Here is a 13,154-nt window from a genome sequence, read left to right as displayed (position 1 = left end):
TATCGGCTCCACGGGCTGACCATGAAAGAGAAAGAGCTGCGCCTGGCCCTGGTGTTCTTCGGCGGGGTGTCCCTCGCCGTCTACCAGCACGGCATCAACCGGGAAATCCTCAACCTGGTGCGCGCCTCGAAGATCTACCACGCCGGCCGCTCCGGCGAGGACCAGGCGCCGGGCGACAGCTTCCACCAGCACTATCCCGACGAGCCGGAGCGCTCCACCGGCGACCTCTACCACGAGTTCCTCCAGGCACTGGGCAAGGACATCGCCCTGCGGGTGATCGTCGACGTCATCGCCGGCTCCTCGGCCGGCGGCATCAACGGCATCACCCTGTCCGCCGCCCTGGCCCACGACCGCTCGCTGATGCCGATCAGCCAGCTGTGGCTGGAGCAGGCCGACATGCTCAACCTGCTGGCGCCGGAGGCCAAGGCGCGCATGTGGAGCAAGTGGTACTTCTGGCCGCTGCTGCGCCCGCTGCTGTCGCGCCTCGGCCGCGAGGGCCTGCTGCCGGGGCAGGCCGACGCCGAAATGGCCAAGCGCATCTCGGTGTTCCTGCGCTCGCGCTGGTTCAAGCCGCCCCTCGACGGCCGCCGGCTGAGCACCCTGATGCTCGACGGCCTGACCGCGATGCAGGGCGCCGCACCGGTCGCGGACTCGCTGCTGCCCAAGGGCGAGCGCCTCGACCTGGTGGTGACGGTCACCGACTTCCGCGGCCTGGAGCGGCCGATCTTCATCCACGACCCGCCGGTGGCCTACGAGCGCGAGCACCGCCACCTGCTGCGCTTCTCCCTCGAGCACCGCAAGACCGGCCACCTGCTCAGCGACTTCGACGCCGACAGCTTCCCCTCGCTGGCCTTCGCCGGGCGCGCCTCGGCGTCCTATCCCGGCGCCTTCCCGCCCGCCCAGCTGCGCGAACTCGACGACCTGCTCGCCGAGCGGCACATGCCCTGGCCGGCGCGCTCGCGCTTCGTCGAGGCCAACTTCCGCAACTACCGCGCACGCGGCGAGAGCCCCGAGGAGGCGGTGCTGGTCGACGGCAGCGTGCTCGACAACAAGCCGATCATGGCCTGCGTGGAAGCCATCCACACCCACGGCGCCCTGCGCGAGGTGGACCGCCGCCTGGTGTACATCGACCCGCACCCCAAGGGTACCCGGCGGCTGACGGGAACCGGGGTGCCCGGCTTCTTCGCCACCCTGCGCGGCGCCCTCAGCGACCTGCCGCGCCAGGATCCGGTGTACAACGAACTGGCGGTGATCAGCCGCTACAACGTGCAGGCGCGCCGGCTCAAGGCGGCCATCCTGCACGCCCGCCCGCAGATCGCCCGGCTGATCGAGGAGGAGACCGCCGGCAAGCTGAGGAGCGGCTTCGGCGTCGACGACCTGCGCCACTGGCGGCTGCTGTCGATCAGCCTGCTGTCCGGCACCGCCATCGTCTACGACGCCTGGATGCGCTCGCTGATCTTCGAGGCGCTGGACTTCGTGGTGCGCCTCATCGCCGCGGCCTGCCAGTACACCGCCGATTCGCCGCAGGCACGCCGGGTCGAGGAGGTGATCGAGGCCTGGGCCGGGCAGCAGGGCATCATCGCCGAGTCCTACAGGATGCCCGAGCAGCTCTACAGCAATGTCGACCTGCCGCTGTTCGCGCGGATGATCCTCGACTTCGGGCTGATCTACAAAAAGCGCCGGCTGAACTTCGTGCTGCACGAGATCAACGATCTGTATCCCGAGCATGACAGCGGCGGTGCCGCCGAATCCGAGGACCTCGACCTGCTGAAGCTCAAGCTGCACAAGTGCGTCGGCGAGCTGGCGGTCTACGACGACCTCGACTTCCTCAGCCGCCACGCGGTGAACCTGTGCCGCGAGCTGTTCATGGACGACGATGAGGGGCCGGGCCTCGGCACCGAGCGCCTGGCCAGCGAGCCCGAGGCGGGCGCGCAGATCTCCCGGCTGGTCGAGCGGCTGGCCCAGGAGTGCGACATGGCCCGCGTGGTGGACAACGTCGATGCCGTGCTGGCCTCGCCGCTGGTGCAGGGCCTGCCGGAGGCGAGCCGCCTGGCCATCCTCACCGGCTATCTGGGCTACTTCTTCTGGGACGTCATCCTGCGCCCGACCGCCAGCGCGCTGTCGCTGGAGGCCGGGCCCATCGAGGAGATCCTCGTCGACCGCATCAGCCCCGAGGACGCCGACAGCCTGGTCCTCGACGAGGGCAAGCCGGTGCTGCTCGGCAGCTCCTTCGCCGGCTTCGGCGGTTTCCTCGGCCGCGCGGTGCGCGAGAACGACTACCTGTGGGGCCGCCTGCACGCGGTGGACCGCCTGTTCGACATCCTGCTCAGCACGGTGCCGGCCAACCTGCGCACCGGCCTGGCGGTGGAGGCGCTGAAGAAGCGCGCCTTCGAGCGGGTACTGGAGGAGGAGGGCCAGCGCCTGGCTCTGGTGCCCGAGCTGCTCGCCCGCCTGCGCGAGGCGGTCGAGCGGCTCTGAGCGCGCAGGCGTGTGGCCGTTCGGCTCCGGGCGGTTGGCGGCCCTTGGCGCCGATCTCCTCCGCTTGTCCGGTAATCCGCGAGGGCCGTGCTAGGATCGGCGGCATGAAAAGCATCTTCCCGTCATCCGTCGCGGCGCTGCTTGCCCCGCTGGGCGGCATACCGTTGGCCGGCATGCTGATGTTCGGCACTCCACTGGCCGCGGCGGCCGAGCTGGAGGTCCTGATCTCGCCCCGGAGCAAGGCGCTGCGCGAAAACGTCGAGGCGCACATCGGCGATCTCGGCAAGCGCGACGCCGCCAGCCTGCAGCGTTTCTCCCGTCACGCCGAGCGCGAGGCGCTGCGGGCGCTGCAGGCCCTCGGTCACTACCGGGCGAAGATCCGCAGCGAGGTGATCGAGAGTGGCGACGAGCCGGTGCTGCGCCTGCACATCGAGCAGGGCGAGCCGGTGCGCCTGCGCACGGTCGAGATCCGCGTGGAGGGCGAGGCCGCGCAGTTCCCGCGCTTTCGCCTGCCGCGCAGCGACCGGCTGGCGCCGGGGGCGGTGCTCGACCACGGCGCCTACGAGGACGCCAAGCGGCTGATCCGCAACCGCGCGCTGCGCTTCGGCTTCTTCGACGGTCGCTTCGTCGAACAGAGCCTGCTGGTCGACCCCGACGCCGGGGTGGCCGACATCCGCCTGGTCTACCAGAGCGGCCGGCGCTACCACCTCGGCAGCGTGCAGTTCGAGGGCGATACGCCATTCGACGACGATCTGCTGGCGCGCATGGTGCCGTTCCAGCCCGGCACGGCCTACGACTCCGACCTGATCGGCGAGCTGAATCGCGCGCTGGTGTCGAGCAACTACTTCGAGGACGTGCGGGTGGACGCCACGCCCGAGAGCGCCGCGGAGCACACCATCCCGGTGCAGGTGCGCCTGCAGGCGCGCAAGCCGCGCACCCTGGCAGCCGGTGCCGGCTACTCCACCGACGTCGGGCCGCGCCTGCGTGGCACCTGGACCCGTCACTGGCGCGGCGCGGCGGGCCACCGGCTGGGCAGCGACTTCGAGTTGTCCGCGCCGCGGCAGAACCTCGGCACCTGGTACGAGATCCCCCTCGATCCGCCGCTGACCGAGAGCCTGCGCTTCACCGCCGGCTACCAGAAGGAGGATCTGGTGGACACCCGGAGCGAGCGTCTGACCCTGGGCGCCCAGTGGCAGCACCTGCCGGAGCGCGAGTGGCAGCGTATCGTCTCGCTGCGCTGGGAGCAGGAGCGCTACACCACCGGCGAGGATGAAGGACGCAGCTCCCTGCTGCTGCCGGGCATCGGCTTCAGCCGCACGGTCAGCGACCACAAGGTCGATCCCAGCCGCGGCTGGCGCCTGCAGGCCGACCTGACCGGCGCCAGCCGCAGCCTGCTGTCGGATACCGACCTGCTGCACCTGGTCATGCAGGCCAAGGGCCTGACCACCTTCGCCGGCGGCCATCGCCTGCTCGGCCGGATGCAGCTGGGCGGCATCGCCACCAACGACTTCGCGGCCATCCCGCCGTCGCTGCGCTTCTTCGCCGGCGGCGACCAGAGCGTGCGCGGCTACGACTACCAGACCCTTTCGCCGCGCGACAGCGAGGGCGAGCGGGTCGGCGGCCGCTACCTGGTGGTCGGTAGCCTGGAGTACCAGTACCCGCTGCGCGACCGCTGGCGCCTGGCCACCTTCGTCGACCACGGCAACGCCATCGACGGCTTCAGCGATCCGCTGAAGACCGGCGTCGGCATCGGCGTGCGCTGGGTGTCGCCGGTCGGCCCGATCCGCCTCGACCTGGCCCACGCCCTCGATCACGACGAGGGCTCGGGCTTTCGCATCCACTTCTCCATGGGGCCGGAACTGTGAGGAGATTGCTGCGCCGACTCGGCGCTGCCGGGTTGCTCCTGCTGGCGCTTCTGGCCGGCCTGCTCGCCCTGCCGGCCAGCGAGTCCGGCAGCCGCTGGCTGCTCGGCCGGGTGCCGGGGCTGGCGCTGGAGGACTTCCGGGGCCGGCTGCTCGGCGACTGGAGCGCGGGCGCACTGCGCTGGCAGTCGGGCGAAACGCGCGTGGCGGTTGAGCAGCTGCGGGTGGTCAACCGCCTGGCCTGCCTGCGCCAGCGCCTGCTGTGCCTCGACGAGCTGAGCGCCACGCGCCTGCAGCTGGAGCTGCCGCCGACCGAGGAGGCCAGCGCCGAGCCGCTCAGTCTGCCGGAGATCCGCCTGCCGCTGGGCGTGGCCATCCAGCGCCTGCAGCTGGGCAGCCTGGAGGTCAATGGCGTGCAGCAGCTGCACGACCTGGCGCTGGCCGCCCGCCTGGACGCCGGCGGCCTGCAGCTGTCCGCCGTCGACCTGCAGCGCCCCGCCCTGCGCCTGACCCTCAGCGAGCTGAGCCTGCAGCCGCAGGGCGACTGGCCGCTGCGCGCGCGCGCCAGCCTGCAGCTGCCGCCAGTGGACGAGCGGCCCTGGCAGCTCGACCTGCAGCTGGACGGCCGCCTGCTGCAGCGCCTCGAGCTGACGGCGCGCAGCCAGGGCTACCTGGACGGCGAACTCACCGGCTGGCTGCAGCCGCTGGCGGAAGGATTGCCGCTGGAGCTGCGGCTGAGCGCGACGGACTTTCAGACGCTGGCCAGCCTGCCGCCGAGCCTGCGCTTCACCACGCTCGGCCTGACCGCCAGTGGCACCCTCACCGAAGGCTATGGGGTGAGCGGCAGCGCCACCCTGGCCGGCGCCGGGCAGCCGCTGAGCGTGGTGCTGCGTGGCAGCGTGGATGGCGGCGGCGCGCAAGTGGAGCAACTGCAGCTGCAGGACAGTGCCGGGGAAACCCTGCAGCTCGCCGGCCGCCTCGACTGGCGCGAGGCCTTCGCCGCCGAGCTGACCCTCGCGGGTGGCGCCTTCGCCTGGCAGCAGCTGTATCCGCAGCCCGGCGTCGAGCTCGAGCTCCAGCAGCTGCAGGCGGCATTCAGCTACGCAGACAGCCGCTACCGGGGCGACTTCGACGTCCGCCTGCTCAGCCCGGCCGGGCCGCTGCGCCTGTCCAGCCCGCTGCAGGGCGACGGCGGCCAGCTGCAGCTCCCGCAGCTGCGCCTGGAGGCCGGCAAGGGCCGGGCGCAGGGCGAGCTGGCGCTGACCTTCGCCGAAGCCTTCGGCTGGCAGACACGCCTGCAGCTGGCCGAGCTCGATCCGGCCTATTGGCTCAGGGAGCTGCCCGGGCGCATCGGCGGTCAGCTGGCCAGCCGCGGCGAGCTGCGCGACGGCCACCTGCAGCTCGAAGCCGACTGGGCGCTGGACGGCCAGCTGCGCCAGCAGCCACTGGCGCTCAAGGGCCAGCTGCAGGGCGAGGATAAGCGCTGGCAACTGCCCGAGCTGGCCCTGCGCCTGGGCGACAACCGCATCGACGGCCGGGGCGCCTGGGGCGAGCGGCTGGAAGGGCAGTTCAAGCTGGCGCTGGCGCGCCTCGACCAGCTGTGGCCCGGGCTGCGCGGCCAGGCCGGCGGCGAACTCCGGCTCGGCGGTACGCCGGCCGCGCCGCAGGGCAGTCTGGCGCTGCAGGGCAGCGGCCTCGGTTATCAGGACCACCGTATGGCAGGCCTGACCCTCGACGCCCGCCTCGACGCCCGCCAGCAGGCCACGGTGCAACTGGACGCGCGCGGCCTGCGCAGCGGCGACACGGATTTCGGCCAGCTCGCGCTCAAGGGCAGCGGCAGCCTGCCACGGCACAGCGTCGAGCTGAGCCTCGACGGCGAGCCGCTGCGCCTGGCGCTGGCGCTTAACGGCGGCCTCGACCGCAGACAGGACTGGCGCGGCAGCCTGAGCCGCGGCAGCCTCGCCGCCGCCGGTTTCGACTGGCAGCTGCAGCGTCCGGCCAGCCTGGAGCGCAGCGCCGCCGGGCGCATCACCCTGGGCGCCCATTGCTGGCAGTCGCAGGAGGCCAGCCTGTGCGCCGACAGCCAGCGTCTGCTGCCCGAGCCGCAGCTGCGCCTGCGCCTGCGCGACTTCGACCTGGCGCGCCTGCGTCGCAGCCTGCCACGCGGCACCGCGCTGGTCGGCCGGGTCAACGGCGATCTGCGCCTCGACCTGCCGGCCGGCGGCCCCGACGGCGAGCTGCGCCTGGATGCCGGCAGCGGCCAGCTGCGCATCCGCGAGCGCGGCCAGTGGCTGGAGATTCCCTACCGGCAGCTGCTGCTCACCAGCCAGCTGCGCCCGCAGCGGATCGACAGCCGGCTGCTCCTGTCCGGCCCGACCCTCGGCGCGCTGGAGCTGGAGGCGCGCATCGACCCGCGGCCGCAGGACAAGCCGTTGTCCGGCAGCTTCCGCCTCGACGGTCTCGACCTCGCCCTGGCGCGGCCCTTCGCCCGCCAGGTCGAGCGCATCGAGGGGCGCATCGACGGCGGCGGGCGGCTGTCCGGCAGCCTGCTGGCGCCGGTGGTCGACGGCCGTGTGCAGCTGCGCGACGGCCACCTCAGTGGCGGCGAGCTGCCGCTGACCTTCGAGCAGCTGCAGCTGGCCCTGCAGATCGACGGCCAGCAGGCCCGGCTCGACGGCAGCTGGCGCAGCGGCGAGCAGGGGCAGGGCAGCATCGCCGGCAACCTGGGCTGGGCCGGCGCGCCGCAGATGGACCTGCAGATCCGCGGCAGCCGCCTGCCGGCGGTGGTCGAGCCCTACGCCAGCCTCGAGGTCGAGCCCGACCTGCAGCTCGGCCTGCGCGACAACCGCCTCAGTCTCGGCGGTCGGGTGGCGGTGCCGCGCGGGCGGATCACCGTGCGCGAACTGCCGGCGCAGGCGGTCAAGGTGTCCGAGGATGCGCGGGTCGTCGGCGAGCAGCCGGCGCCGTCCAGCGCACCGGATCTGCAGATGGACCTGCGCCTGGCCATCGGCGAGGACCGCCTGCGCTTTTCCGGCTTCGGCCTGACCGCCGACCTCAGGGGCAACCTGCGCCTGCGCGACAACCTCGACAGCCGCGGTACCCTGCGCCTGGAGAACGGCCGCTATCGCGCCTACGGCCAGCGCCTGACCCTGCGCCGCGCGCGGCTGATCTTCGCCGGGCCCATCGACCAGCCGCTGCTGGACATCGAGGCGATCCGCGAGGTGGGCGACGTCACCGCCGGCCTGCGCATCAGCGGCCGTGCCGACGAGCCGCTCAGCGAGGTGTTCTCCGAGCCGGCGATGAGCCAGGAGCAGGCGCTGTCCTACCTGGTGCTCGGTCGTGCACCGGGCAGCGGTGGCGACCAGAACATGGTCAACCAGGCCGCCCTGGCCCTCGGCCTGGCCGGCGGTGCCCCGGTGGCCGGGGCCATCGCCGAGCGCCTGGGCATCAGCGACTTCCTGCTGGAAAGCGAGGGTTCCGGTACGGACAGCAGCATGGTCGCCAGCGGCTACCTCTCCGAGAAGCTCAGTCTGCGCTATGGCGTCGGCGTGTTCGAGCCGGTCAACGTCTTCGCCCTGCGCTACCAGCTGAGCAAGAAGCTCTACCTGGAGGCGGCCAGCGGCCTGGCCAGTTCGCTGGATCTGTTCTACAAGCGCGACTACTAGCGCCGGCCCGGCCGTCTCAGGCGCTCTTCAGGCCGCGCAGGTAGGCTTCCAGCTGGGAGTAGGGCATCGGCCGGGCGTACAGGTAGCCCTGGAAGGCGTCGCACAGGTTGCGGCGGAGGAAATCGGCCTGTTCGGTGGTTTCCACGCCCTCGGCCACCACCTTGAGGTCCAGGTGGTGGGCCATGGAGATGATGCCCTGGGTGATGGCGGCATCGCGCTGGTCGCTGATCAGCTCGTGGACGAAGGAGCGGTCGATCTTCACCTTGTCGATCGGCAGGTCCTTGAGGTAGCTCAGGCTGGAGTAGCCGGTACCGAAGTCGTCAAGGGCGATGCCGACGCCGAGGGCCTTGAGTTCGCGGAGCAGCTGGATGGCCCGCTCGGCGTCCTTGAGCAGCACGGTTTCGGTGATCTCCAGCTCCAGCAGGTGCGCCGGCAGGCCGCTGTACTCCAGCGAGCGCTGCACGGTGCCGACGAAGTCCTGGCGCAGGAAATGCACCGCCGAGATGTTCACCGACACCACGCCGGCGGCCAGGCCCTGGTCGAGCAGGCGGCGCTGGTGGCTGCAGGCGGTGACCAGCACCCACTGGCTGATCGGGACGATCTGCCCGGTATCCTCGGCCACCGGGATGAAGCGCAGCGGCGAGATCGACCCGCGCTCGGCGTGCGGCCAGCGCAGCAGGGCCTCGCAGCCGAGCAGCGCGCCCGTGCGCGCGTCGATCTGCGGCTGGTAGTGCAGCTCGAAGTTCAGCCCCTCGATGGCCTTCTGCAGCTCGTTGCGCAGGGTCATGCGCTCGCTGACTTCCTGGTTGAGGTGCTCGGTGTACCACTGGTAGTTGTTGCGGCCGTGCTGCTTGGCTTGGTACATGGCCAGGTCGGCTTCCTGGATCAGCTTCACCGGCTGCTCGATCTCGCCGTTGCTGAGGGTTATGCCGATGCTGGCGGTGACGTGCAGCTCCAGTTCGTTGAACTGGTAGGGGCGGGCGATGCTGTGGATCAGCCGCTCGGCGACCAGCAGGGCATCCTCGCCGTGGGCCAGGTCGGGCAGCACCACCACGAACTCGTCGCCGCCGAGCCGGGCGAGGGTGTCGCCGGGGCGGATCTGCGCGGCCATGCGCTGGGCCACCTCGACCAGGATGCGGTCGCCGATGGCGTGGCCGAGGGTGTCGTTGATCGGCTTGAAGCCGTCGAGGTCGATCAGCATCACCGCCAGCTCGCGGGTGTAGCGCCGGGCGATCTGGCAACCCTGCAGCAGACGGTCCTCCAGCAGCGAGCGGTTGGGCAGGCCGGTGAGCACGTCGTGGCTGGCGTTGTAGGCCAGCTCCGACTCGAAGCGCTTGCGCTCGGAAATGTCGTTCTGCACGCCGATGAAGTGGGTCACCAGGCCGTGCTCGTCCGGTACCGGGGCGATGTACAGGTCGTTCCAGAAGGCGCTGCCGTCCTTGCGGAAATTGCGCAGCACCACGTGCACCTCGCGCTGCTCGGTCATGCAGCGGCGGATCTCGTTGACGCCCGGCTGGCGGGTTTCGCTGCCCTGCAGGAGCCGGCAGTTGCGCCCCAGCACCTCGTGGGCGCGGTAGCCGGTGATGCGCTCGAAGGCCGGGTTGACGTAGATGATCGGCTGGTCCGGGGCGAGGGCATCGACGATCACCACGCCGTTGTAGCTGGCTTCCAGGCAGCGCTGCAGCAGTGCCGCGCGGCTGTTGCTGCGGCCCAGGCGCTCGCTGGCGCTGGCGCGCTCCAGGGCGTAGCGGATGCTGCGTCCGAGCAGGCGGCCGTCGAACTGGCCCTTGACCAGGTAGTCCGCCGCACCCAGTTCCAGGGCGCGGGCATCCAGCTCGCTGTCGTCCTGGCCGGTGAGCAGGATCAGCGGCTGGTGCATGCCCCGGGCGCTGGCGTGGCGCACCAGTTCCAGCCCGGAGTCGGCGCCCAGCCGGTAGTCGATCAGGTAGAGATCGTATGCGCCCTCGTCGAGGGCGCTGAGGCCGCGCTCGAAGCTGTCCACCCAGTCGAGGACGTAGTTCAGCTTGCCGGCCTGGCGCAGCAGGTCGCGGATGATGAGGAAATCGTCCTCGTCGTCTTCGATCAGCAGCAGGTGCAGGGGGCGCTCGGTTGGGCTCATGAAGGTTGCGGCTCCGGGGGCAGTGCGTCGGTGGCCAGCCAATAGTCGCCGAGCCGGCGCACCACGTCGAGCAGACCGCTGTAGCTGCTGGGCTTGCCGATGACGGCGTCGGCGCCGGCCTCCAGGCAGCGCTGTGCCTCCTCCTCGGCGGCGGTGCTGAGGATCACCACCGGAATCCGGCACAGCCGGGCATCCCCCTTGAGGGCGAGCAGGGCCTCGTGGCCGTCGAGGCGTGGCATGTTCAGGTCGAGAAGAATCAGCGCGGGCAGCGGCTGCCTGGCATCGCTGGAGCGCTGCAGGCTGTCGAGCAACTGCTCGCCGTCCTCGGCGAAGTGCAGCGGGTTGGGCAGCAGGCTGTCGCGGAAGGCCTCGCGAAGCAGCAGGCGATCGTCGGCATCGTCGTCGGCGATCAGCACGGGCAGGGCATTCGACATGGTCGCTTCACTCCTTGTCGGACCGGTGGAAGGTGACGCAGAAACAGGCCCCCTGGCCCGGCTGGCTGCGGGCGGTGAGGCGGGCGCCGTGGCGCTCGGCGATCTTCCTGGCGATGGCCAGGCCGATCCCGGTGCCGGGGTAGGCCTGGCGGCCGTGCAGGCGCTGGAACGGCTGGAAGATGCGCTCCAGGTACTTTTCGTCGAAGCCGATGCCCCGGTCGCTGATACACAGGCTCCATTCTCCGCTGCCCTGTCGTTCAGCATAGATGCGGATAACTGGCGCTTCCCCGGGCTTGTGGAACTTGAGCGCGTTGCTCAGCAGGTTCTGCAACAGCTGGCGCAGCTGCGAGGGGTCGCCGTGCACCATGGGCAGCGGTTCGCGTTGCAGCTGCGCACCGCTGCACTCCAGCGTTCCCTCCAGGTCCTGCAGCACTTCGTCGAGCAGCGGGTCGAGCGCTACCGGTACGAAAGGCTGGCGCCGGGTGTTGAGCCGCGAGTAGGCCAGCAGGTCGCGGATCAGCGCCTGCATGCGGCCGGCGGCGGCGCCCATGCGCTGCAGGTAGTCGCGGCCCTGCTCGTCGAGGCCGCTGGCGTGGCTGGTCAGGCGGTCCGCGAAGGTCTGGATCTTGCGCAGCGGCTCCTGCAGGTCGTGGGAGGCGACGAAGGCGAATTCCTCCAGCTCGCGGTTGCTGCGCTCCAGCTCGGCCAGGGTGTTGCGGTGCTCGATGGCCACCGCGGCCAGCTGGCTGGCGGTCGCCACCAGTGCCTGCAGCTCGGCGTCCACATGCATCGGCTGGCGCCGGTAGATGGCGAAGGTGCCGAGCAGCTCGCCGTTGCCGGCCAGCAGCGGCGTCGACCAGCAACTGTACAGGCCCTCGGCCGCGGCCAACTGGTGGAAGCCTTTCCAGCGCCTGTCGTGGGGAATGTCCTCGACCAGCACGGGCTGGCGGCGGTAGGCAGCGGTGCCGCAGGCGCCGATGTCCTCGCCGATGGGCAGGCTGGCGATGGCCTGGCTGTAGCGTTCGCCGAGACTGGGGGCGGCGCCCAGGGTCAGGCGCTGGCCGCTGGGGTCGACCTGGTACACCGAGCTGAGCACTCCCGGCGCCTGCTGCTCGATCAGCAGGCAGATCTCGCGCAGGATCAGCTCCGCTGGCTGCAGGGTGGAGATCATGCCGAGGATGTGCCGCTGCCCCTCGGTGTAGCGCTGCTGCTCGGCGAGGCGTCCGGCCTGCCGCTGGGCCAGCCAGGCCAGGCGCAGGCTGAACATCAGCAGGCCGCTGAGCAGCAGGCCGCCGAGCAGCACCAGCAGCGCCAGGCGCTGGCTGTCGGCCGTATCGCGTGCGTCGTTCAGGTAGGTGGTCAGGGTCCAGCGCGGTGCCCGGGCGAGGTCGATTTCGCGGGTGCCGACCGGGGTGGCCCGCGGCGTGTCGCCTGCGGTGCCGCCGAGCAGCAGCTGTTCGCCCTCGCGGACCTCGACGACGAAGTCGCCGGTGCCGCCCGCGAGCAGCTCGGCCAGCGCGTGGTGCAGGTCGAGGCTGGCCACCACCAGCCGTACCGGCTCGCCGGGCAGGTGCAGCGGTACGGCCACCAGCGCCATCGGCGGCGTGCCGGGGCGCAGCAGGGCAGGGCTCAGTCGTGGCTCGCGGCCGCCGCGCACCTGTTCAAGCCAGGCCTGCCGGGCGGGGTCGGCGATGAAGCTGTCGAGCCAGGCGCCGGCCGAGGGCATGCGCGTCTGGCTGCGGCTGACCTGCAGGCGCTCGTCGAGGAGGGCGATCAGCGTGAAGCCGGGCAGGTCGCGCAGGTAGCTGTCGGTTTCCTGCAGCCAGAACGTCGGGGCCGGCAGCTGGCCCAGGGCTTCCCAGCGCTCGCCCATGCGCTGCAGCAGCGCCAGGCGGCTGGCGATGGCCTCGTGACTGGCGTTGTCCAGACGCGACAGCAGCAGGTCGCTCTGGTCGGTCAGGCTGCGGGCGTTCTGCAGGCCGAGCAGGTACCAGCTGCCGATCGACAGCAACACGGCGCCCAGCCCGGCCAGCAGGGTACGGCGATCCAGGCGGCCATCGCGCGATGCCGGCTGGCCGTGCCATAGCCACAGGCTGACCAGGCTGACCAGGCTGGCGGCCAGCAGGCCCAGGCCGAGATGTGCCATGCTGCTACCCGGCAGCATCAGGGGGTGCAGTGCGGGGGCGGGGCGCAGCAGGGTGTCCAGCAGGCCGAGGCCGCCGCCGGCCAGCAGGGCGAAGGCGAGGGTATGCAGGCAGGCTTGTAACAGTATGTGGCGATTATCCATCGGCGGAAAAGGAGCCTTGCGTCGCTCTCGTGGCGCCGATCATGTCGGCTTCACCTCAGGCTGGCAACCCGGATGCTCCACAGGGCCGCGGTAGCCCCGGGCGACCCGGGCAGGAACGATTCTTCAGGGAGAACCACGACATGATCGATTTCCGTTGCAAGCATTGCCGCCATTCGACGCGACTGCTCGCGTCCATATGCCTCCACTGCGGCACCAGTCGCCCTGCCGCGCGGGGCTGGCATGTTCCCGCGCTGATCGTCCTGCTGGCCCCGCTCGTCTATGGCCTGCTGCTGAGCCTCTTGCGCTGAG

The 13,154-nt window shown here is 71.2% G+C and carries 7 protein-coding genes; 4 read left to right on the top strand and 3 right to left on the bottom strand.

The window, feature by feature from the left end:
- Nucleotides 1–21 precede the first annotated feature (21 nt).
- The 3 genes from RA210_RS14510 (at nucleotide 22) to RA210_RS14500 (ending at nucleotide 8,005) form a co-directional block, all read left to right on the top strand.
- Nucleotides 22–2,478 carry a patatin-like protein gene (locus RA210_RS14510; RefSeq protein ID WP_201486984.1) on the top strand — a complete coding sequence of 819 codons (2,457 nt, stop codon included), beginning with the start codon at nucleotides 22–24 and terminating at the stop codon, nucleotides 2,476–2,478.
- A gap of 173 nt (nucleotides 2,479–2,651) precedes the next feature.
- Nucleotides 2,652–4,343, top strand: coding sequence for an autotransporter assembly complex protein TamA (locus RA210_RS14505; protein WP_236574755.1), 1,692 nt, complete (start codon nucleotides 2,652–2,654; stop codon nucleotides 4,341–4,343).
- A complete protein-coding gene (locus RA210_RS14500) occupies nucleotides 4,340–8,005 on the top strand; it encodes a translocation/assembly module TamB domain-containing protein (protein WP_201486982.1) in 3,666 nt (1,221 codons plus the stop codon). The genes RA210_RS14505 and RA210_RS14500 overlap by 4 nt, the downstream gene beginning before the upstream one ends.
- A gap of 16 nt (nucleotides 8,006–8,021) precedes the next feature.
- Here RA210_RS14500 and RA210_RS14495 read toward each other — a convergent pair whose 3' ends face one another.
- Genes RA210_RS14495 through RA210_RS14485 form a run of 3 tightly spaced genes read right to left on the bottom strand, consistent with a single transcriptional unit; the run spans nucleotide 8,022 to nucleotide 12,845 of the window.
- Entirely contained in the window at nucleotides 8,022–10,124 is a 2,103-nt protein-coding gene (locus RA210_RS14495) for a putative bifunctional diguanylate cyclase/phosphodiesterase (RefSeq protein ID WP_201486981.1), read from the bottom strand.
- A complete protein-coding gene (locus RA210_RS14490; protein WP_136488370.1) occupies nucleotides 10,121–10,558 on the bottom strand; it encodes a response regulator in 438 nt (145 codons plus the stop codon). The genes RA210_RS14495 and RA210_RS14490 overlap by 4 nt, the downstream gene beginning before the upstream one ends.
- A gap of 7 nt (nucleotides 10,559–10,565) precedes the next feature.
- On the bottom strand, nucleotides 10,566–12,845 hold the full coding sequence (locus tag RA210_RS14485) for a sensor histidine kinase (protein WP_201486980.1): 2,280 nt from the start codon (nucleotides 12,843–12,845) through the stop codon (nucleotides 10,566–10,568).
- 140 nt (nucleotides 12,846–12,985) lie between these two features.
- Between RA210_RS14485 and RA210_RS14480 the strand changes: the two genes are divergently transcribed.
- Complete coding sequence (locus RA210_RS14480; protein WP_168772458.1) at nucleotides 12,986–13,153, top strand: hypothetical protein; 168 nt, start codon at nucleotides 12,986–12,988, stop codon at nucleotides 13,151–13,153.
- Nucleotide 13,154: the final 1 nt, after the last annotated feature.

This window comes from Pseudomonas sp. OF001 (assembly GCF_904426495.1).
Classification (GTDB): Bacteria; Pseudomonadota; Gammaproteobacteria; order Pseudomonadales; family Pseudomonadaceae; genus Geopseudomonas.
This window is presented reverse-complemented; position numbering and strand designations above follow the sequence as displayed.